General features: G+C 37.9%; 16 protein-coding genes and 3 pseudogenes. 10 read left to right on the forward strand and 9 right to left on the reverse strand.

What is annotated here, in order from left to right:
* Positions 1-54: 54 nt before the first annotated feature.
* Positions 55-1,218, reverse strand: a complete 1,164-nt coding sequence (locus EGS71_RS02475; protein ID WP_000032774.1) for a catalase family protein — start codon at positions 1,216-1,218, stop codon at positions 55-57.
* Between the two features lie 384 nt (positions 1,219-1,602).
* Between EGS71_RS02475 and EGS71_RS02485 the strand changes: the two are divergent.
* Positions 1,603-1,935, forward strand: a pseudogene (locus EGS71_RS02485) (phage capsid protein); the annotation flags it as partial.
* Between the two features lie 229 nt (positions 1,936-2,164).
* Positions 2,165-3,274, forward strand: a complete 1,110-nt coding sequence (locus tag EGS71_RS02490; protein ID WP_000842124.1) for an S-(hydroxymethyl)glutathione dehydrogenase/class III alcohol dehydrogenase — start codon at positions 2,165-2,167, stop codon at positions 3,272-3,274.
* A gap of 47 nt (positions 3,275-3,321) precedes the next feature.
* Here the strand turns inward: EGS71_RS02490 and EGS71_RS02495 are convergent.
* The 7 genes and pseudogenes from EGS71_RS02495 to EGS71_RS02525 form a co-directional block, all read right to left on the reverse strand.
* A pseudogene (locus tag EGS71_RS02495) lies at positions 3,322-3,444 on the reverse strand (DUF4882 family protein); the annotation flags it as partial.
* A 14-nt stretch (positions 3,445-3,458) separates the two neighbouring features.
* Positions 3,459-3,596: pseudogene (locus tag EGS71_RS02500) on the reverse strand (DUF4882 domain-containing protein); the annotation flags it as partial.
* A 98-nt stretch (positions 3,597-3,694) separates the two neighbouring features.
* Entirely contained in the window at positions 3,695-4,711 is a 1,017-nt protein-coding gene (locus tag EGS71_RS02505) for a fimbrial protein (protein WP_000821740.1), read from the reverse strand.
* Entirely contained in the window at positions 4,708-7,266 is a 2,559-nt protein-coding gene (locus EGS71_RS02510) for a fimbria/pilus outer membrane usher protein (RefSeq protein ID WP_001124961.1), read from the reverse strand. The genes EGS71_RS02505 and EGS71_RS02510 overlap by 4 nt, the downstream gene beginning before the upstream one ends.
* Before the next feature lie 57 nt (positions 7,267-7,323).
* The gene (locus tag EGS71_RS02515) at positions 7,324-8,058 is read right to left on the reverse strand and encodes a molecular chaperone (RefSeq protein WP_000774088.1); all 735 of its coding nucleotides are present in this window, start codon (positions 8,056-8,058) and stop codon (positions 7,324-7,326) included.
* 88 nt (positions 8,059-8,146) lie between these two features.
* On the reverse strand, positions 8,147-8,680 hold the full coding sequence (locus tag EGS71_RS02520; protein WP_000731824.1) for a fimbrial protein: 534 nt from the start codon (positions 8,678-8,680) through the stop codon (positions 8,147-8,149).
* Between the two features lie 478 nt (positions 8,681-9,158).
* Positions 9,159-9,449: a hypothetical protein gene (locus EGS71_RS02525; protein WP_000794351.1), complete on the reverse strand. Its 291-nt coding sequence runs from the start codon at positions 9,447-9,449 to the stop codon at positions 9,159-9,161.
* 1,196 nt (positions 9,450-10,645) lie between these two features.
* Here EGS71_RS02525 and EGS71_RS02530 point away from each other — a divergent pair.
* The 8 genes from EGS71_RS02530 to EGS71_RS02565 are packed head-to-tail and all read left to right on the forward strand — an operon-like array spanning position 10,646 to position 20,357.
* Positions 10,646-11,704: an ABC transporter substrate-binding protein gene (locus EGS71_RS02530; protein ID WP_000060709.1), complete on the forward strand. Its 1,059-nt coding sequence runs from the start codon at positions 10,646-10,648 to the stop codon at positions 11,702-11,704.
* A gap of 13 nt (positions 11,705-11,717) precedes the next feature.
* A complete protein-coding gene (locus EGS71_RS02535; protein ID WP_000209266.1) occupies positions 11,718-12,428 on the forward strand; it encodes a class II aldolase/adducin family protein in 711 nt (236 codons plus the stop codon).
* Positions 12,429-12,460: 32 nt separating this feature from the next.
* Positions 12,461-13,654, forward strand: a complete 1,194-nt coding sequence (locus EGS71_RS02540) for an LLM class flavin-dependent oxidoreductase (protein WP_000279314.1) — start codon at positions 12,461-12,463, stop codon at positions 13,652-13,654.
* 10 nt (positions 13,655-13,664) lie between these two features.
* The gene (locus EGS71_RS02545) at positions 13,665-15,239 is read left to right on the forward strand and encodes an ABC transporter substrate-binding protein (RefSeq protein WP_001033950.1); all 1,575 of its coding nucleotides are present in this window, start codon (positions 13,665-13,667) and stop codon (positions 15,237-15,239) included.
* Positions 15,240-15,244: 5 nt separating this feature from the next.
* On the forward strand, positions 15,245-16,396 hold the full coding sequence (locus EGS71_RS02550; protein ID WP_000155280.1) for an ABC transporter permease: 1,152 nt from the start codon (positions 15,245-15,247) through the stop codon (positions 16,394-16,396).
* On the forward strand, positions 16,393-17,241 hold the full coding sequence (locus tag EGS71_RS02555) for an ABC transporter permease (RefSeq protein ID WP_000096368.1): 849 nt from the start codon (positions 16,393-16,395) through the stop codon (positions 17,239-17,241). Before EGS71_RS02550 ends, EGS71_RS02555 begins: the two co-directional genes overlap by 4 nt.
* Before the next feature lie 2 nt (positions 17,242-17,243).
* Complete coding sequence (locus EGS71_RS02560) at positions 17,244-19,061, forward strand: dipeptide ABC transporter ATP-binding protein (protein ID WP_000024065.1); 1,818 nt, start codon at positions 17,244-17,246, stop codon at positions 19,059-19,061.
* Positions 19,062-19,088: 27 nt separating this feature from the next.
* Positions 19,089-20,357, forward strand: coding sequence for an acyl-CoA dehydrogenase family protein (locus tag EGS71_RS02565; protein ID WP_000997919.1), 1,269 nt, complete (start codon positions 19,089-19,091; stop codon positions 20,355-20,357).
* Between the two features lie 336 nt (positions 20,358-20,693).
* Here EGS71_RS02565 and EGS71_RS02570 read toward each other — a convergent pair whose 3' ends face one another.
* A complete protein-coding gene (locus EGS71_RS02570) occupies positions 20,694-21,746 on the reverse strand; it encodes an ABC transporter substrate-binding protein (RefSeq protein ID WP_000209743.1) in 1,053 nt (350 codons plus the stop codon).
* Between the last annotated feature and the right edge of the window lie 33 nt (positions 21,747-21,779).

Raw genomic sequence — 21,779 nt, forward strand, 5'->3', positions numbered from 1 at the left:
AATACTGAACTATAAAGAACTGCTTTGATTATTGGCAGTTCTTTTATACTTAAATTAGTTTTTGGGTTCTTGTCGGGGAGCTGAGTTGATATCGTGTCTAACTCTGCTTATATTTTCATAAATAATTTTACGCATTCTATTTATTGCGCCAAGCGGTTTATGCTCAGGTAAAGCATGCCACGGTGTAAAAGAGAGATTTTCACAAAATTGATTCTGTTCAGGTGTATCAAAGCTTTGCTTTGGAATATGAATGGTCGCAACTTGATAAAAAGGTGCTTCATTTTCTTTCCACTCGGTCATTGCATCTTCAACCAGCATTTTAGTCGAAGTTCTTGGCTGTATAAGAAATTCCATACACACGTCTTGCTTTTGCAATGTATCTTTTAAAGCATCTCGCAAAAAATTATAGCTAGGATGATCAGGTAGAGCTGTAGCCACTGTAGAGCAATTTCTTACGGAGTATTTAATCGCTTGACGGTCGACACCTAAACCTAATTGATAGGGCACCATAGACCAGTACCGTGCATATAATGGATTTGCAATTTTAGAATTACGCGCGCCTAAAGCATTCATAGTACCTTTAAAACCTAAGGCAAATGGAATATGAAGCTTTCTGATCATATTATGGCTATTTAGATCGTTCATAAAAGAAAGGTATTTTTGCCCGTCATTTACAAAAAAGACGGGGTGATTAATCATAATAAAGTCTTGAGTTGTGGCCACTTTTTCATTTTCTAAAATTTTCTGACCTGATACACCTAAGATTTTTATTGCCATTCCACGTGCGTCTTTTTCAATATCTGCTCTAGAAGCATCATTAGAAGCATTCGAAAAACGAATCCATGCTTCATAGTTTTTATCTGGAATAAAAATACCTTTTGCAAGTTGAGCTGGTATATTTTTAAGTACATGAAATTCAGCACGAACACATCCATGCGCTTTAGTGTGTGCATCACGTAAAGCATTTCCCGCCGTATACTGTTCACGAATCGACTTCTCAATAACTTGAGTTATTTGATGAGCTATTACTTCCTCATTTGGTTGTAACTTTTCTCCTAATGCTGTATCGATCTCTGGATAGTCTATATTCTCTGAAGAAGAGTTTACTGATGGGATTGTTTGGGAATATAGCGTTTCACTACAACCTATTGATACAAACAGAAGAGGAGCAAATATAAACAAAGCCTTAAAATTGATAGGCTGTATAAATTTTGACATTTATAGTCTCCTCGGTAGAAAAAATATTTTAGAATAATATTAAGTTTTTTGTTTAAGTTTATTTTGGGCTTTTTAAAATTATTCACTGTAAATAATTTAAACGTCATTGTTACTTATCTGAACAGTAAAATAAGAATACTTATTTAATATAAAACTTCTTAATACATTAAGAGAATGACGTCATGATAACTAATCGACAAAATATGCAAAATAATACTAATACATCACCTCATCCAATTACCCAAAATACACTTATTGATCGGTTTAGTCCTATTTACTGGAGAATAGACGGCCCACAAACCACGTCTTTTGCCATTACAAATTATGGAAATGGATTTGAAGCATCTTTTAGATCACGTATGACAAATGACTTGGTAGGGATTAGCCGTTTCTCAGATCCCAACTCAAGATTTAGGTTATCCGGCAAATAAAGTTGCTTATTTATCTGGATTTGTACCAGATGCATCTATTGCTTATATCTATGGATTCGACAATAACAAACCTTATCGGACTCCAATTTGGCAGAGGATTTTTGGCTATATGAAAAATAACGTATCTCTTGGCCTAATGAAGCAGTTTATCTGGGCCTATCCGCAAGTCATGTTCGATTCAATTACAATTGATACGACCCAAGCCCCAAATGGCTTCTTTGTTGAAAATACGCTTTACTCACCAATTAGTGATAACATACCGTATCCACCAGATATTTACCTCTAAGTAAACATAAGCTGTTTATAAGAGAAGTAATCTGATAGAAAACCTCTTCATCTAGGAGGTTTTCTTCTTTTTTTAGTACAGGCTTGCTTAGACGTTTCTGACTGGCTATGCTGTGATGGATTGTCATGAAAGCCAATTTTAATTTAAGCAAAATTAAGCTCTTGTATTACGGTTACATAATCTATTTTGCTCGACTATAAGTACCGAATGATATAAAGGAAACCCAAAGATGAAATCTCGTGCAGCTGTCGCCTTTGCCCCAGGAAAACCTTTAGAAATTGTTGAAGTTGATGTTGCACCACCCAAGGCTGGTGAGGTTTTAATAAAAATTACCCATACAGGGGTATGCCATACCGATGCTTTTACATTATCTGGCGATGACCCAGAAGGTGTTTTCCCAGCGATTTTAGGTCATGAAGGTGCAGGTGTTGTAGTTGAAGTAGGCGAGGGCGTAACAAGTGTTCAACCTGGCGACCACGTGATTCCACTTTATACAGCTGAATGTAAAGAATGCTTATTCTGTAAATCCGGAAAAACTAACTTGTGTGTTGCGGTACGTGCGACGCAAGGTAAAGGTGTAATGCCGGATGGAACTACACGTTTTTCATATAACGGCGAACCGATTTATCATTACATGGGTTGTTCAACCTTTAGTGAATATACAGTAGTTGCGGAAGTCTCTTTAGCTAAAATCAATCCTGAAGCGAATCACGAACAAGTATGTTTACTGGGATGTGGGGTGACTACTGGTATTGGCGCCGTGCATAACACAGCAAAAGTACAAGAAGGTGATTCAGTTGCTGTATTTGGTCTAGGCGGTATTGGTTTAGCTGTTGTACAAGGTGCACGTCAAGCGAAAGCAGGACGCATTATTGTCGTAGATACAAACCCAGATAAATTTGAACTTGCTAAACAGTTTGGTGCTACCGATTTCTTAAATCCAAAAGATTATGACCAACCTATTCAGCAAGTGATTGTAGAAATGACAGGTTGGGGCGTAGATCATTCATTTGAATGTATTGGTAACGTCAATGTTATGCGCTCGGCTCTAGAATGTGCACATCGTGGGTGGGGACAATCCGTTATTATTGGTGTTGCTGGTGCTGGTCAAGAAATCTCGACACGCCCATTCCAGTTAGTGACGGGCCGTAAATGGTTGGGTACTGCGTTTGGTGGAGTAAAAGGCCGTTCACAACTTCCTAAAATGGTCGAAGATGCTATGAAAGGTGAGATTCAACTTGAACCTTTTGTAACACATACCATGCCTCTACAAGACATTAATACTGCTTTTGATTTAATGCATGAAGGTAAATCAATTCGTACTGTCATTCATTTCTAAACGAAAGAAAAGGGCTGTGATTCAGCCCTTTTTTACACTTGATAGTTTTATATCTTAAATAGCATTACACAGATATCGGTTGTACTCTGAGGGTAGTTAAACTGTAATGCATTACGGTCAGTAATGAGTTTGTTAGACAACTCTTGTCCAAATAATTGTTCAGCATCTATTGATATTGCACTTATGATGAAAAGTTTTTAGATGTGACTTTTTGGCTAGCCTCATTATGCGTTACTGTATTGGTATTATCAAAAGACATCTCATACATAGCCCAATATAATGTAATTGCACTAACAGTTACTATACCTATTTTTTCATAAATATTCCTATCGAGTTAAGTATGAAATTTTTAGAAAGTAAAAGTTATTATTAATATTTAATTATTTGAAAATTATTAATTTTATTAACTATTGAATATGATTAATCATATTCAATAGTTACAGTAGCCATTGCACGTACTTTACCCGCCGTCACATTTGCTGCTGTTTGATAGTAGCGGGCAGTCATTGGTACATTATATTGAAGTGTCTGGTTAGAAGACAAAGTACCTAAGGCTAATTTGTCACCTTTTTTGATAACCTGATTTTTATTTTGATAATTCCAGAGTAACTGTACACCTACACCATTTGCTTTTTCAGATGTCGGAGCAGTATTTGCTAGGACCTGATTATTTGTTCCGTCTTGGGTAAAGTCGTAAGTTAAGCTAATGAGGTTTTTCTCTTCATAACCTGTTGGGTTAATACCACCATTACATAGAATGTTCATATCAAAGGTTTGGTCGCCTTGAGTTGAGCCAACACCTTTAAAACCTGCCTTTGTAACTGTTGGCAGCTGTACAACTTTATTGATATTACCCTGAATTTCACATGAAGAAGAAGCAATGGTAATTGCATTACCATACACAGTACTTGTTAACCAAGGAACAGCTGAATAGCCAGAGGCATTATAAGTACTATAACGACCGGGTACTAAGGTACCTGAGCCAGTCTGTGTTTCAGTTTTAACAATCTCCACTACAAAATACCCTGTTGCTAGCGTATACCTTCTACTTCTTTGAGTGGCCGCTCTATAAGGATAATAACCAGAGAAATTTGTAGCATTTTCTGCTTCACGGTATAAACGAATACCAATCCCAGGAATATTTGTTGAATAGACATTATTTCCGATGGAGCTAATAGGATAATTTTGTGTAAGATTAGCTTCTAAATATCCTCCATATGAATCACACCAGTAAGTTGAGCCATTGGAAGAAATAGGGAAGGTAGCTTTCCTTAATACCTTTCCAACTTCATCAGTTGGGCGAACTACCACACGTCCAACTGCCATAGGAACGTCTAGAGTCTTAAATCCAGTTTCAGGAGTACAAGCAGCATTAGCTTCACCATATACACCAAGGCCTGCCGTAAATAAAAAACCCGTTAATAATATTCTTTTCATTTGCATACAGCCTCAGTCATAACTATGCTTTGTTGTTTATTTTGCAACTCATTACTGATGTTGTACTCAACCGAACAACGTTCATTACTTTCATCGCCCCATTTAACATAGAGACGATCTTGAGCGAGGGGTGTACGTAAGTAAATCATACTCCCTTGTGCAACAATACCTACAGCTTCATCTTTCTGGTTAAAAACTTGCGCTGCAAACGGTAAACTGTTGCCATCTGCAGTTTTACTATTAATATAAACTGCATAGCCTGTTTTAGTTGCAAAATCTACTTTAGCAATTGCACCAGCAAATGGGGCAATACGTTGACTTGTTTCTTCAAGTTCAACTTCGCTCGACATTTCTTGTGGGTCAAGAGTAATGTCATTCAGGCGGTATGGCGTAACATAAGGAACTACTGCATAACCCGCTTTATTTACACTTAGACCAACCGTGTTATTCACTTTTGCTCCAGCAGCATCAGGTGCATGCACAAGTACCATGGTTTGGCCTTGTTCAGGTCCAAATAAAATACCATCTGAGTGAGCAACAACACTACCGCTTAAACTTACCATTGCTTGTTGGTAAGAATCAGCAATACTATAAGAGCCGCCAACAGTTGCATAGTTAGTACGGTAACGACCATTTGCGTTAAATGTTGGGTTCGCATAGTCTTGATGTGACACAGAAGCGCCATAACTAAAGCGATCACCCACCATTCCACTTGCACCAACAGTACGGCTGTCTTCAGAAGCAGTAACGTTGACGTTGACTGAATTCTTCTTAAAGTTAATTGGGAATGAAAGCGTCATTAAATATTCAGTATCATGCGACGCATCATTTGAGCCGTACTCAACCTTACGGTTAATTGCAGATAAACCATAAGTTAAACCATGGTAGTTATTACTATAACCAATCTGATACTGCTTAGTACTCTCGCTACGATTCCAGTAATCTACCCATGAACCTACCACATAGAAGTTACCCCAACCCTCAGGTAACCCTTGGTTTAAAGTAATCTGGAACTCACTACGTTGACGACCAGCAGCATAAGTGTTTACACCTTTTTCTTCCAAGTCACGTATAAGCAGGGCATCGCGCAATTTATAGAAGTTTTCGGTTGAATAACGGTAAGCTGCAAGTGTTAAGTTTGTGTTAGTCGGCGTAATTAACTTACTATAACTTAAACGGAAACTTTGACCTGATTGTGAAGCCTGTTTTTCAAACTCGGCTTCAGAGTGAGTCACGTCGAATGCAATTGCTCCAATTGGTGTAGCAACGGCAGCACCAAGCAATATTGCAGCGTAATTCTCAGATGCTTGAATTCCGGTATAGCCAGTTAAATAGTTATTAATACCTTGTTGGTATTTACCCTGAATAATCCAAGGGTCCAGATCAATGTCTTGATCACGGAACTGACCTACAGTTAATGAGTAACGGTTCATGCCTGGGCGTAACATCTGTACAACAGAGGCATAAGGCACAGAAAATTTCTGTATTTCACCATTCGCTTCGATAACAGAAACTTCAATTTCACCACCAAAGCCGGTAGGGTAAAGGTCATTAATTTCGAAGTTACCTGGTGCAACAGTTGTTTGGTAAATCAATTGGCCCTGTTGACGTACTTCAACTTTTGCATTGGTTTTTGCATTACCACGGATACGTGGAGCATAACCAAGCATACTATTCGGTAGCATTCGATCATCACTTGAAAAATCGATACCACGATAACCATATGAGTCAAATACTTCGCCGTTTGTAAAACTATCCCCGAGTGTTAAAACACCACGATATTTAGGGAAAGCTCTTTGTAAATAGGTGCTTGTTTCTTGATAGTCTGATTTAGATTGATTTTCCGCAGGCGTATCTTGCCATTGCCACTGACCATTATGACGTAATTGCCAACCTGCTAAATTTAGTCCAGCCGTAACCCCCATAAAAGCATTGGTCGTTTCGCTTCGGTCACCAGACTGATTAAAAGTTTTATACGCACTACCACTATAAGACAAAAAGCCGGCATTAATCCCACGATCCCATACGCTTGGGTCGACATAGCCTTGAGCATTTTTTTGTAATGCGACTTGAGGAATTGAAATATCTACACGTAAACGAGACGTATCGAATTCATAAAATGCGTTTTCTACCCATTCTTCAATTTTATAACAACTATTATTTTCTTTTTGAAGGGGAGCATGCTTGGTTAAAATTTCTTGTTTTACGCCGTATTCAAGAAGGTTCATTCCAGTAAAACAAGTTACGGCATTTTGATTTGGATCTAATGCCTTGAAAATCATGCGGCGTTTACCAAACCATTGACCATTTACATAAACGTCAACGTTATATTCACCTGGTAAAACAGGGTTGCCGTACTTAAATCGAGAAATATCGACTTTCTGAGCGTCACCAATTAAAAAAGCAGAATCAAATTCAGCTTCTACAGGCGCACTCGCAGCTGCTTCTTCAGCATGCACGAACACAGGCATTGTCATTGTAACAACGCCAGAAGCCAAGTAATAACAAATATGGCGTTTTAATAATTTATAAGATTCTTGCCTTTTTTTTGGCATAGCTAAGTCCGCCTACTCACATAATAGGTGCTTAAATTTATTAAAAAGATAATCTGATTACTGAAGTTTTATTTGGTGTTCGACTCGACCACCATAGTCGTTGACATTAATAAAACTCATATCCTGAAGGTTGCTATTCTTAAGCTGAACAGGCTCTTCAGAAAAAGGCTTAACCATTAGCCCTTGAGGCAATAAATCAACTTTTTTATCTCCAACCTTTTGATAAACAGAAGTCATCGTAATGTGGAAAGGAGTTGGATTTTTTACCGTTAAATTCTGACCAGATTTAACCCATTGAAGCTTATCTGCTGCTAAATTCGCATCTTCTTTAATTGAAGCCGGACGATAGAAGAATTTGATCCGGGAACGAATTGCAAGTTGTAAGAAGTTATCAGGTGTCGTATCTGCATTTTTTGAGGTAGGTCTTGGTGGAATATCCAAAACGTTTAACCACAAAACAGTTTCTTGCTTCTGGTTAAATTGAGAAGCATTTGGAAGGGCAGTAATACGAAGCGTCTGACTTTTTGTCGCTTCAACACGAGAAATTGGAGGAGCAATCATAAAAGGAACTTTTGATTGATCCGGAGTACTTTTTGGATCACCTTCATCAATCCAAGCTTGGACAAGTGCTGGCTTTGAACCGTTATTGCTAACTTGTAGCGTAACTTCTCTAGCATCCGACGGATAAATTACACGGGTACCATGAATTACAATTTCTGCTTGAGCGGCAGGAGCAGCAACAGATGAAGCAAATGCCAAACCTAACAAAAAATTATAACTGTTCAATTTCATTTTTCGAGTTCTCAACCAAGAAAGATTCAGGAAAGTGCTACACAAAACAGGGTTTCCATGCAGACACAGAAACCCCGCTATCAATTAATTATTGATAGATAATTGTGTATTGAACAGAAGTAGTTACTTTACCAGCAGTAGAAGCGCCAGTTGCATAGTATTCAGCATAGTAGTTAAGGTCAGCAGTACCAGTTGCACTTACATCAACCCATTGAGAATTAGCTTGAGCACCATTTGTACCCGCAGCAAGTACAGGGATGAAATTATTGTTACTACCTAAAAGTTGAACATTAACGTTTTTAGCACCAGTAGCATCTGTGTTAATTAAACGACCAGTATTGAAGTCAACAGTTGCACCTGGCTCAAAGTAAGTAGCTACTTTACCTTCAGAACATTTATCTAATTTAATTTGGAAAGGAGTACGACCAGCAACATTCCCAGCAGCAGCTAAAGTTTGTTTAGAAACAGTTGGAAGAGTCACTGTGAAATCTTTACCAGCTGGAGTAGCGATGTTACAGGTTTTGTCTGTAACTAAACCATTAATTGTAATTGTACCATCAGCAGCTTGAGCATTCGCAATCCCTACAACCGAAAGAGCAGCGATCAAAGCAAGTTTTTTCATAGTGTTTTCTCAAAAGTCTGGATAAAAGTTTAATTCCTTACTTTTCCAGTGTTTGACATCTTGAAAAGTAATGTAACAATGCTAACACTTTTTAAACAAAATGCAAACTATGTCACATTATTTTTTTATAGTTTTAATTGTGTCGCACTTTTAGGATGGAGTTACAGCTAGTTAACACAGCTTATATAACTGTTTTATAGATAGTTTTTATTGTTTAGAAGAAAGGAATCATAGAGATAAGAAAATTACATAAGGCTACTATGTAATTAGAAAAGAATTAAACAATTTACGTGAAGAATAAGCTTAAATTCTTACAATACAATTATATAGAATAAATTATGCAGATGTATATAGAAAAAACATACAAATAGACATTTTTGCAGAAAAAGAGTGACTCAATACCCAATTCATAAAAAATTATGTTGAATTGTATGAAACACTCTTTTGCCAGCTTCTATAGTAATATGATGAAATGAGCTTAATGATAATTGATAAGTATAATCTTTCGATTAGAACCTAGACTTTCAATGCTAGTGTCCATCTTCTCTGTATGTTGAGCTAATTTATAGAGACTATCTTTATTTAAATATTCACTATCAAGTTTAATATTCAAATTGTTGACTTCGTTACATTCTATCTCATTACTTTTTGTTGAGCATGTGTCTTCAACAATATTTCCTTTAATCATTATTGTGTTATTTGCATAACAAAATAGTGGGGAAGTAGAAAATACCGCCAAAACCAAAATTTTAAATATATTATTTTTCATTTTATAAGTACCTATTTATTAAATAGTTAATATAAGTGATACAATATTTTTTATTTAAAAACAATATATAAATCAATTTCAATTAAAAAATACAAAATAATATGTGACCCGTATCTCACTAATTATTTAATTTGTTTAAATAGGTTTTATTTCTACATCTATTTTATTAAAACGATAATTAAATCACACTTTATAAATATTAATGTATCTTAGTTATTGTAAAATTAAATTATTGATAATAAATGCTTTAATTAAAATTATAAAAATTTAAACTAAAATACCAAGCTAAAAAACAATTTAATTAATTATAATATTTATTGAAATAATATATATTCACAAGTATTAAAAGTGATGGTTTAGCTCAGATTTTTTATTTATACGAATTAAAATATGAAAAACAAAATCACTTTTGAATAGGTTATAAATAATTCTCGTATTTATTTAATTTTACTTAAGAACTTAAGGTAATAATAAGACGAACTAAATTAGAAGATTTAATCTTTAAAGTATTTAAAAGGAATAAAGGAAGTTGAGTATCAGAATGATTATTTTAAAATTTCTGTAATGATAAAGTTGTTTGAATTTAATTGAGTAGTAAGGAGCATAGTAAAGCTAAATAGAGAATGATGAATGTCATATTTTTGCTCAGATATTGATGTTTAGCCAAATAACTTAAACCTACATAAAGAGAGCTTTAGATCTGAAACGTATGTTTAACTCAACTTGTTCCTTTTTGGTCTTATAAAATTCAATAACTTAAGTAATAAGGTAACAAGTTGAGTTAATTTTTTTTTAACTGAACTTGTTACCTTAATGAGCAGTAATATAAGGATATTTTTTAATGAAGCCTATGTAGAATTGATTTCAGTCCATAGTATTAGTGAGATGAGATAACTGATGTTTTTTTATATATAAACATTGAATCCTTAGCTTTCTGATACTTATATCTAGAAGATAGTGTTCTGGCATCCTAAAAAAATCATTGAATTAAAAAGTGGTCATAACAAATATATAGAAAGTTATATTTGTCTAAAATAATTGTTGATAAAACAACACTAGCCTTGAAAAATGATGAAATATAAACATTTCCAATCCTACTATATTTGCATAAACATTTGAAAATAAATAATAAATTAAATTGGCATAAAAGCTGCTCAATGTAAGTGATGAAAGTGGAATTATCCTAAGGAATCCGTATGTCACTTGTAGTAGATAAAAAAGAAAATTCTAAAGAATTTGTAAAAAACATCCTGTCTGAAATTTGGGTCACTCGATGTCCAGTACCCACAGCAACAGGTATTTCATTAAAACGCGGTACTTTAGTTAAAAAGTTTGAAAAACACGGCATTGATGTTGCTGTCTTGCAAGATGCGCGTAAAGGTTTATCGGTCCATCATTTTGATCATCAATTGCCAGCTCTGTTCCGAGAGGGTGGAAATGTACCTGCGTTAGCCGCACGCTCTGAAGGCGCGCCAAGCCGACTCATTGGATTGACTTGGATTGATGAGTGGCAAGTCATTATTGTGCGACCTGATTCAGATATTAGCCAGCCAGAGCATTTAAAAAATGCGAAAGTAGCTTTACCAGAATATGCTGACAAACGTGCTGGCAGTATTTTTAGAGCCATGTCATTGCAAGGTATTCGTGGTGCTTTACAACTTGCCAATCTCACTTTTCGTGATGTGAATTTTATTGAAGTACCTGAACGTGCTGGATCTAAAGAGAATCGTGATGCGAGTACGTATTGGTCAGGTCTTGATGCATTAATTACAGGTGAAGTTGATGCCGTGTATGTAAAAGGAGCTTCTGCTGTTGAAGCTGCAACTAAACGTGGCCTAAAAGTTGGGATTGATTTAGATAAATTTGAAGATGTGACTTCTCGTGTTAATAACGGTACACCTCGTCCCATTACGGTCCATGAAGACCTATTAGAAGATCATTTTGATGTGGTCGTCGATTTTCTTGAAGAGTTGTTTGATACCGCAGATTGGGCACAAGATCATTTAGATGAGGTCTTGGTCATTTTAGAAGATGAAACGATTGCAGGAGCAGAAAGTGTTGCAACAGCCTATCGAAATAATTTTCATAAGTCTTTACATCCGTCATTAAGTGAAGACCGTTTAGAGCTATTAAAACAACAAAAAGATTTTCTTTGGTTGCATGGCTTCTTAGAGCGCGATGTCGATATTGAAACATGGGTTGATCATCGTCCTTTACTCGAAGTTTTAAAACGCCGTCAAAATAAAAATTTTTAAAGAGGATTTGACCATGACAACACTTATTCAAACGCCATTATCTCGTGAACTCAATGACTTTATCGAATTGAACCGTGAAAAAGCTGAATTTGCTTTTGAAGTATTCCGTGAAACAAGAACAATTACTGCAAATGGAACAGTTAATTTTGTTGAACGTGGACCTGAAAATACCTTAGTCACTTTTAACTATGCAGGACCGTGGTCTAAAGATAAAAAAAGCAAAGTATTGGTGGAGACAATTGATGGTGAAGTTTTATTGGGAAGAAAAAGTGCAGGTGGGCGCTATAACAAGCTTTTTAAAGAGCATGCAGATGTCACCACAATATCTCATGTACACGCGCCGAATTTAGGCGCATGGGCTCAAACCCATCGTACTTTACCGATCCGCTATGTGCCTGTTCAGCGCTTCCATTTATTTAAAGAGTTGCCGATTTACATTGATCGCCGTCAAGCTGAAGTGGATTTTATTTTAGATCAACTCAAAGTTGATATTGAACATCGGGCCATTTTGGAAGCCAATGGTGGAGCAACTGTATGGGGACGCCAAGGACTACAGGAAACTGCTGAATTTATTTTATTGCTTGAAGAAGGTGCTCAAATTCAGCTGCTGGCTGAATTAGTCGGTGGCAGCCGAGAATACGGGCAAGGGGTTTTACATCAGCAATGGAAAATGAGCGGATTGACTGAAAAAGCAAAATCGCTGGGTTTACTTCCCCTGAATTAGATAAAGATTAAAAAATAAAGATCGAGAATACTATGGCTGTAAAACTTTTATGGTATCTCACTTCTCCAGATGGACCATATCCTTGGTTGGAATCTGGGCAGTGGGATACCGATTATGAACACTTGCAACAGATTGCGATTACCGCAGATCGACTTGGTTTTTACGGTTCACTCATGGGTACAAGTGAGTATGAAACACTTGCTGTTGCTGCAAGTTTAATTCCATTTACTGAACGTTTAAAGTTTCTGGTTGCCCAACATCCTGGAGAAGTCCAACCAGCAGTTTTGGCAAAATATGCGCAAACTTTTGATGCATTTTCTAAAGGGCGTTTGTTATTTAATGTCGTCAATGGAAATGATAAGGGTTTGGCAGCTTTAGGCATTCACTATACTCATGATGAGCGTTATGACTTTAGTAAAGAATACTGGAATGCATTTCAACAAAACTACTTAGGTGATACCTCGGGATTTGAGGGCGAGTTTATTCAAATTGCTCCACGCTTAGAGGGTGGATCTCCAATGTCCAAATGGCGTGGTCCAACTCAAAAGCAGGGTGTTCCTTTGTGGGGAGCAGGAACTTCTGCCAAAGGCGTTCAGCATTCTGTTGAATTATTAGATGTGTATTTAAGTTTTGCGAATACACCACCATTACTTGGAAAAAAGTTTAGCAAGGTTGCGGCTGAGGCAGCAAAAATTGGCCGAACTTTAGAATTTGGGACTCGATTACAAATTATTGTTCGGGAAACAGAAGAAGAGGCTTGGCAATATGCTCAGTCGTTACTTGACAAGATTGATGTAAATTATGCAATCGAAGCTGTTAAACGACAGCTTCCTCCAAATGAAAGTTTTGAGAGTTATCAAAGCAACAACCCATCTATTCAAAAGAACTTAGAACAATTACGTCGAGGTGATTTGCCTCAAGCTAAAGATTTTGAAATTTATCCTAATGTTTGGACTGGCCCATCTTTATTTGGTTTCGATATTTTAAACCCAGCCGCAGGAACTGCCTTAGTTGGTAGTGCTGAAAATATTGCCAAGCGGATTAAAGAATACGAAAGCTATGGTGTATCAACCTTTATCTTGTCTGGTTTCCCTTTAATTGGAGAAGCCTATCGGGTAGCAGATTTATTGTTTCCATTATTAGAGCTAGATCATGGTTTTGAGTTACCTAAGCTAAATAAAAATTCATCCATTGATTCCCTCTTGAATCAAGAAGTCGTGGTTTAAGGGAGAAGGCATGAATAAAATTACACGTAGAGAACTCATTAAACAGACGGGATTAGGTGTTGGCGCTTTTGCTGCAATTAGCCTTATAGGATGTTCTAAACCTGACTCTTCATCGTCTGAAAGCGCTACTGCCGCTACCCCCCAAAATGATACGCCGAAAAAAGGTGGTGTTATCAAAATTGGAGTGATCAATGGTAACCAAGCAGGCAATTTAGATGCACATAAACCTATTGGTATGTCTAGTGCGTTTAGAGGCTGGCCTTTATATGCAAAGTTATGGGAATGGGGCAGAGATATTCAGCCAAAACTTGCCCTTGCTGAATTTGCTGAACCTAATAATGACGGAACGAAATGGACCATTCGCCTTAAAAAAGGACTCGAATTTCACCACGGTAAAACCATTACAGCCGATGATGTTATTTTCTCTTTACGCCGTTTGACCGACCCAAAACTTGCCTCGCCATTCGCAGCTTATCTTTATTCTTTGCAAAGAGATGCAATTAAAAAGCGCGATGAATACACCGTTGAAATTCCTTTTTCTCAAGGAAAGGGATTGGTTGCTTTACCAGAAGCATGGATGAGCTGGGGTGGTATTGTTCCTACAGATTATGACCCAGTTAAAAATGTAGTTGGTGCTGGTCCCTTTAAGCTTGAAAGTTTTACACCCGGCCAGCGTTCACGTTTTGTACGTTTTGAAAATTACTGGAAAGAAAATCAACCTTATGCCGATGCAATAGAAATTATTGATTTTAAAGATCAAACAGGGCGTCTTGCTGCTTTGCAATCTGGTCAAATTGATATTGCATCTGGAGTAAGTGCTGAGCATATTTCTTTAATTCAATCTAATAAACGGCTAAATCTTGTTTCATCAGAAACCGATGCTTGGCAATCATTTGATATGAATACGGCTAAAGCGCCGTTCAATGATCTTCGGGTACGACAAGCTTTTAGATTGATTGCTAATAGAGACGATTTGGTCAAACGTGCTTTAGCTGGGCAAGGACGAGTTGCAAATGACCTTTATTCGTTTAGTGATCCTGTATATGACCACAGTATTGCGCAGCGCAAGCAAGATTTAAATAAAGCAAAAGCGCTACTCAAAGAAGCTGGTTTTAATAATAGTTTGACTGTCGATTTATATACAGGCCCAGATAGCAATGCTGCATTAGTTTTTGCTCAACATGCTGCTCAGGCAGGTGTCATTATTAATGTTAAACAGGTTGAGGCTGCTACCTTTGCGGATGCAGTAAAACAAGATTGGGCATTTAGTACAGGCTCGAACGTTTCACGTCCTTTCTTATTAACAGTTTTGCAAATTGATGGACCAGGTGCGGCAAATAATAAAACTCGTTTTAAGAATGAGCGTTTTACGGAACTAGTGCATGCAGCATTGCAACAACCCGATTTGGAAAAACGAAAAGTTCTTGTTCATGAAGCACAGCATATTCAACATGAGCAAGGTGGTTTACTCATTTGGGGCTTTAATAATGTCCTTGATGCACATTCGAACCAAATTGGTGGTGTAACCCCTGATCGCACTGGTTTTGCTGCGTGGCGTACAGATGAATTCTGGCGTAGAGGGTAACCAATATGACAATTCAATCCAGCAAAATAGAAGCATCTATTCAACAACCAACAATTGCCAAGTCATTTGAATTTCCTGCATGGTTACCTTGGTTTTTGACACGTTTGGTGTCAGGGGTATTGGTTGTATTTGTTATTAGTCTCATTGTTTTTATTGCAACACAAGCACTTCCATCTGACCCGGCTCGCGTCATTTTAGGACCAGAAGCACCTGAAGCGACGGTACAAATACTTCGTGAACAATTGGGATTAAATGATCCGATATTGCTTCAATACTGGCATTGGTTGAGTCAATTGTTACAAGGTAATTTTGGACGCTCGATTGATTCCAATGTGCCTGTTTTAGAAATTATTCAGAATTATTTTGGTAATACAGTTGCACTCACGAACCTCGTGATTGTTGTTACTGTACCGATTTCAGTCGTGTTAGGTGTGTGGCTCTCGCTTCATCGCGATAGCAAACTCGATCGTATTATTGTCTCTAGCTCTATTGTGTTTAAAGCGGTGCCGGGGTTTGTTATTGCGATTTGGTTAATGATGTTTTTTTCAACATCGGTTTTACATATATTACCAGCGGCCTCGTTACTGATTCCTAATGAGTCTCCTTATAGCCAACTAGAGTTTTTAATTTTACCAATTTTAACTTTAGCTTTATCACTCATTCCATATCTGATGCGTTTAGTACGTGGTTCAATGATTGATGCACTAGAGTCGGAATATGTGACCTCTGCACGACTGCGTGGTATTCCTGAGCGCCGGATTATTTGGAAACATGTTTTACCAAATGCATTGGTTCCTGTGGTGCAGGGTACAGCATTGACCATACGAGTTTTGCTGAGTGGTGCTCTCATTATTGAGGTTGTTTTCAGTTACCCCGGTATTGGTAATGCACTTAATGCAGCAATCGAAATGAGGGATATCCCGACCATTCAAGCAATCGTTTTATTGCTCACCATTTGTGTGGTCGTTGTTAATTTAATTGCAGATTTAATCACGACTTTACTCACACCAAAAATACGAACTGCAAAAAGACATAAAGCACGTTCACCAGGGCGACGTCAGGCATTACGTTTATGGAAGTCTGGCCGACCAATTACGGTAAAACCTGTCGATCGTCGCAATGCGTTAAAGAATATTCAGCAAGGAGGTGGGAAATGAGCTCACTTCATTGGTACCAAAGAAACTTTTTTCAAACATTAATCCGTGAAAGACAAGTACGTTTTGGATTTGTAGTCACAGCCCTAGTTTTGATTTTCGCATTGGTTGGACCGTTATTTGTTGCATTTGAACCTACGGCATTGGTCGGCATGACTTATGGACCACCCGAAGGAAAATCATTTTTAGGTTATGACTATATTGGTCATGATGTTTGGTCACGTGTTCTTGCTGGCGGTGCTTCAATTATCTGGATGACGCTAGCTGCCAGTTTGGTCGCATTAGTTATTGGTTCTAGTTTAGGCATATTAGCTGCTTTTGCCCGAAATAAGATTGATCAGTTCGTAACTTGGCTGACTGATGTTTTTATGGCCTTTCCTGATCTTATTTTGGTCTTACTTATCGTTTCGATGTTAGGTCGACAGCCTTGGCTCATTGTTTTAACGGTTTCAATTGCTTTTATTCCAGGAGTCGTGCGTCTTGCACGAAGCGTTGCACTTAATTTAGTGGAACAGGAATATATCGAAGCTGCCCGAATTCTTGGTTATTCAAAAACTTATATTTTATTCCGTGAAATTTTACCCAATATATTGACGCCATTACTCATTCATCTTGGTGTGATGCTGACATGGGCAGTGGGTATGTTATCTGGTTTGGCTTTTCTAGGTTATGGCGTGGCACCTCCAGCAGCAGATTGGGGGCTCATGATTAATGAAAATCGCGCTGGTTTATTAGTTCAACCATGGGCCGTGTTTGCTCCTGTCATCTTAATTGCCTTGTTTGCGCTCGGAACGAATGTATTGGCTGAGGGCGTTGGACGTGCAGCAGCTCGGATTGAGGAAAAATAAATATGGCAAATACATTTAAAAATACAGTATTGACCGTAACAGACTTAACCGTGGCATTGGTAAACACCGGCAATCACATCGTTTCTAATATTTCATTTAGCTTGCGAGAAGGTGAAGTTTTAGGTCTGGTCGGAGAGAGTGGTTCTGGTAAAACGACATTATCGAGTGCCTTATTGGGCTATGCACGACATGGCGCCAAGATTATTCAAGGAACTATTGAACTGGATGATGAAGATATTCTCAGTTTAGATGATCATGCTTTACGTCAGGTTCGTGGCTATAAAATTAGTCATGTCGCTCAAGATCCTGGAACGGCACTCAACCCAGCATTAAGTATTGGTCAACATTTATTTGAATTATTAGAAGTCCATCAGGCCCAGTTATCAAGCGCTGAAAAATACCAGAAAGTAGCCAAAATTTTAGATGAAGTGGGGTTACCTCATGATGAGCTATTTCTCAAGCGTTATCCTCATCAACTTTCAGGTGGACAGCAACAACGAATTTTATTGGCCTTGGCATTCTTATTACAGCCACGTTTGATTGTTTTAGATGAGCCAACCACCGCCTTAGATGTGACGACACAGACATTGGTGTTGAACATCATTCGTAAATTATGCCGTGAATATAATGTTGCTGCTATTTATGTATCGCATGACTTAACGGTTGTAAAAGATATTGCAGATCGGGTGATTGTTTTATATTCAGGGCGAATTGCTGAAGATGCGGTATTAACCCAACTATTTGAAACCCCTAAACACCCTTATACGCAAGGTTTACTTAACGCCATTCCCGATGTGGCCATTCGTAAATATTTATCTCCAATTGAAGGACACGCACCCTCACCAAATGAGCGTCCAGCCGGATGTGCTTTTGCAGTACGTTGTACTTTCGCCACAGACATATGCCGTCAAAAACAACCTGAATTAACTCAATTAAAAGATGAGTTTGACCCGCATTTTGTTGCTTGTCACCATTCGGATCATGTTGGCGTGATTAATTTTAAAGAGCTTGATCATCAGGTTATTGAACGAGAAACTGATCGAGAAGCACTGCTGAAAGTTGAACATATTAATGCGTGGTATGGGCAGCAACAGGCTCTTTTTGATATCTCATTTCAACTCAAAAAAGGTGAATGTTTAGCATTGGTTGGTGAATCTGGCTCAGGTAAGACAACTTTATCACGTGTGATTGCTGGCCTGAATGAAAATGCAGATGGACAAATTACATTAGCAGATGAAGTCTTGTCATTGCGTGGACAACAGCGTCATTTACGGCAACGACATAAACTGCAATATATCTTTCAAAATCCTTATAAAGCCTTGAATCCAGCGCATACGATTGGACAGACCTTAATTAAAGTTGTGCAGCATTTCTTTGGAGCATCTCGACAAGAAGCCATAGAAAAAGTCACACAGGTACTTAAACAAGTCTCTCTACCTATACAAGTTCAGGAACTCTATCCAAGAGATTTATCGGGTGGGGAGCGACAACGAGTGGCGATCGCGCGAGCTTTATTGTGCCAACCTGATGTTTTGATTTGTGATGAGATTACCTCTGCTTTGGATGTTTCAGTTCAGGCATCTATTTTAAAACTGTTACAAGACCTTCAGCAGCAAGGTGTGACCTTACTATTTGTGACTCATAACCTAGGGGTTGTTCGTGCAATCGCAGATCGAGTCGCCGTATTAAAAAATGGACATATTGTTGAATACGGTGAAACAGATCAAGTGCTTAGTCATCCTCAACATATATATACCAAAACTTTGCTTACCCATGCGCCAAGCTTGTTTAAAAACAACGTATTAGAAGTTAGCGCATAAAAAAGAACAGATTTTTCGGAGTTAAAAATGAACGATATTAACCAACACAGTTTTTTAGAATTAGGTAGCGTAAGACATATTCAAAGCGAGCAAGAAGCACTTGAGATTGCAAATGAGGTGGCAGATCAACTGAATCAATTTGCTCAAGATCCAAGTTATAACAAGACTGTCCCTTATGATCAGGCGCGTTTAATTTCAGAAGCTGGTTTAACCGCGATTATTGTGCCCAAGCAATTTGGAGGCTTAGGTGCCAGTATTTCAACCTTGGTCAATGTGGTGAAAATTATTTCATCTGCCGATGGTGGTGTAGGGCAGTTATTACAGATTCACTTCACTATGTTCCGAGGAATTTTAACTGGCTATGACAATGAAATTCGTGATCAATTACTTGCCGATGTATTAAGTGGAAAGCGTTTAGGCAATGCACTTGCAGAAGTGGGAGGCAAAGATAAGTTCCAGCATAAAACACGCGTAGAAAGGAATGCAGAAGGACAATTAATTCTAAACGGGAGTAAGTTTTATTCTACGGGCTCTTTACTTGCAGAATGGATTTCTTTATTTGCGGGTAGTGATGATGGACCAGTCTCGATTTTAATTCATCGAGATACAGAGGGAGTAGAGTTGCTTGATGACTGGGATGCAATGGGACAAAATAATAGCGTCAGTGGCACTGTTAATTTTAAAGATGTGATTGTTGATGAACGTTATATTGCTAAGCGGAATACTGGTGGTTTAGGCACGGTTTTACGTACGGGACTCACTTGGCCTCAGATTTTACACGCTGCAATGGACACAGGAATTGCCAAAGGGGCATTACAAGGCGGGATTGATTATTTACAACATCATGCTCGACCTTGGGTAGAAAGTGGGGTCGATTCACCTACACATGAATCTCATATTATTAAACAAATTGGTGAGTTTGCTGTTTTGGTCCGTTCGGCTGAGGCATTGTTAGATCGTTCAGCACAAATTTTTGAACAGCATTTGGCAAATGTAGAAGATGAAGACTTACAAACGGAACTGATTTTATCGGTTGCTGCTACCCGTAGTCAGTCTGATCATGCATCTTTAAAAATTTCGAGTGAAATTTTTGGATTACTCGGCGCAAGTTCAACCTTATCGAAATGGAATCTAGACCGTTTCTGGCGTAACGCACGAACCCACACCACGCATGATCCAATTCGCTGGAGGCTATATCATGTAGGAAATTATTATTTAAATAATATTCCACCAGGAGAATACAACTCGGTACTTCTGAAGAAACAGGCGGAAAATGTGACTAAATTTAATAAATAACCCGAGTTCGAAAGTAAATATGATACTCGGAAACGTCATCTGCAACCTGCATGGTTTAAACAAGAGGCTGTTTCTACGAGAGGTTTTAATAAATCCAAGAAAAGAACAGGTTTTGCAGATGACAATGCCTTTGGTTACTTTGGGCGAAACCAAAGTAACTCCAGCTGAAAGCTAATCCTAAAATTGGATAAAACTCGATAAGACTCCGTTAAAATAATTGTTGTTAAAGAGATTAACATTACCGATGCTAACTACTACGATAGTTTAGGGTTACTTGAATTTGGATGCTAAAAATAAAAAAGGTTGTCATCAAGACAACCTTTTTGTTTTGAAGTATTAAGCCACTTGAGCTTGAATAGAAATATCCTGCGCCAGCCATTCACGAACATTAATCTGTGCAGGAATAAAGTTCCAGCGGTATAGAAAGTCACTCAGGTCTTGTAAAGCAACAATAGAAGTCTCATCAAAGTTAGTGTTGAGTTTCAGATGCGCATCTGCACCATACGCCGCATGAACCCATTGTTCACTGCTATTACACTCTTTTGCCAAATAACGATGGGTTTCATCGGGATGGGCATGAGCCCATTGTTCTGCTTGTAAAACAGCATCGACAATCGCTTGGGCTTGCTCTGGATATTGCGTTAGAAAATCTTCATCAACAGTGAGCGTTCTTGGTGTTCCATTATTAGAGCGTAGAATAGGGTCTGGATGTGAGCCAATATCAATAATAGTATGCAGGGCGAAATCATGAGCAATTTGCGCAGCATGTGCACCTTTTAGGAAAATAGCATCGACATCACCTTTAATTAATGCCACGATTTCTGCACTTGCATTAATTTTGTTACGATTACCATAAAAACTAGAATCATTTTCTTCAGGCTGTTGTTGCTGTGCAGCTAAAATATCTGCTCGTAAACAATCGACCAGCTCAAGATCGCTCACCTTCAAATCCACTATTTTTAAGGCATTCTCTAAACCACGAATCGCCTGTGCACGTGAGAAATCAATAATTGCATCTTGATTCAGTGGAATACCAAAACGTTTGCCTTTTAAGTCTGCAACAGTTTTGATGTTTGAATCGTAGCGTGTTAATAACAATTGAACTTCATCAGCCCAAGATAAGCCAATCACTTTGGTTTTTTGACCAGATGCATATGCCCAAATTGCAGGAATACTGCCGCCATGTCGAACTGAGTTGGCAAGGGTATGGTTAAAATGGGAGTTACGAATATCTTTGGAGTTTGATTCTCGAATTGATTTTATTTCAATCTGCTGCTCATTAAATTTTTCTTTGAGCCAACCTTTTTGAATTGAAATGCCTAGACCAGTTGGTACGGGGCAGCGTGTATACCAAAGTGTGTTTAATGGTTGAGTTTGAAGTGTTGTCATCGTGACATCCTTTTGTGGTTTTCATGCTTTAAA

This window comes from Acinetobacter sp. FDAARGOS_559, from assembly GCF_003940475.1.
Lineage (GTDB): Bacteria > Pseudomonadota > Gammaproteobacteria > Pseudomonadales > Moraxellaceae > Acinetobacter > Acinetobacter baumannii.

Excerpts from the sequence above, each read along its gene's own strand:
- EGS71_RS02475 (WP_000032774.1), bottom strand. The coding sequence starts at position 1,218 with ATGTCAAAATTTATACAGCCTATCAATTTTAAGGCTTTGTTTATATTT.
- EGS71_RS02490 (WP_000842124.1), top strand. The coding sequence starts at position 2,165 with ATGAAATCTCGTGCAGCTGTCGCCTTTGCCCCAGGAAAACCTTTAGAA.
- EGS71_RS02505 (WP_000821740.1), bottom strand. The coding sequence starts at position 4,711 with ATGAAAAGAATATTATTAACGGGTTTTTTATTTACGGCAGGCCTTGGT.
- EGS71_RS02510 (WP_001124961.1), bottom strand. The coding sequence starts at position 7,266 with ATGCCAAAAAAAAGGCAAGAATCTTATAAATTATTAAAACGCCATATT.
- EGS71_RS02515 (WP_000774088.1), bottom strand. The coding sequence starts at position 8,058 with ATGAAATTGAACAGTTATAATTTTTTGTTAGGTTTGGCATTTGCTTCA.
- EGS71_RS02520 (WP_000731824.1), bottom strand. The coding sequence starts at position 8,680 with ATGAAAAAACTTGCTTTGATCGCTGCTCTTTCGGTTGTAGGGATTGCG.
- EGS71_RS02525 (WP_000794351.1), bottom strand. The coding sequence starts at position 9,449 with ATGAAAAATAATATATTTAAAATTTTGGTTTTGGCGGTATTTTCTACT.
- EGS71_RS02530 (WP_000060709.1), top strand. The coding sequence starts at position 10,646 with ATGTCACTTGTAGTAGATAAAAAAGAAAATTCTAAAGAATTTGTAAAA.
- EGS71_RS02535 (WP_000209266.1), top strand. The coding sequence starts at position 11,718 with ATGACAACACTTATTCAAACGCCATTATCTCGTGAACTCAATGACTTT.
- EGS71_RS02540 (WP_000279314.1), top strand. The coding sequence starts at position 12,461 with ATGGCTGTAAAACTTTTATGGTATCTCACTTCTCCAGATGGACCATAT.
- EGS71_RS02545 (WP_001033950.1), top strand. The coding sequence starts at position 13,665 with ATGAATAAAATTACACGTAGAGAACTCATTAAACAGACGGGATTAGGT.
- EGS71_RS02550 (WP_000155280.1), top strand. The coding sequence starts at position 15,245 with ATGACAATTCAATCCAGCAAAATAGAAGCATCTATTCAACAACCAACA.
- EGS71_RS02555 (WP_000096368.1), top strand. The coding sequence starts at position 16,393 with ATGAGCTCACTTCATTGGTACCAAAGAAACTTTTTTCAAACATTAATC.
- EGS71_RS02560 (WP_000024065.1), top strand. The coding sequence starts at position 17,244 with ATGGCAAATACATTTAAAAATACAGTATTGACCGTAACAGACTTAACC.
- EGS71_RS02565 (WP_000997919.1), top strand. The coding sequence starts at position 19,089 with ATGAACGATATTAACCAACACAGTTTTTTAGAATTAGGTAGCGTAAGA.
- EGS71_RS02570 (WP_000209743.1), bottom strand. The coding sequence starts at position 21,746 with ATGACAACACTTCAAACTCAACCATTAAACACACTTTGGTATACACGC.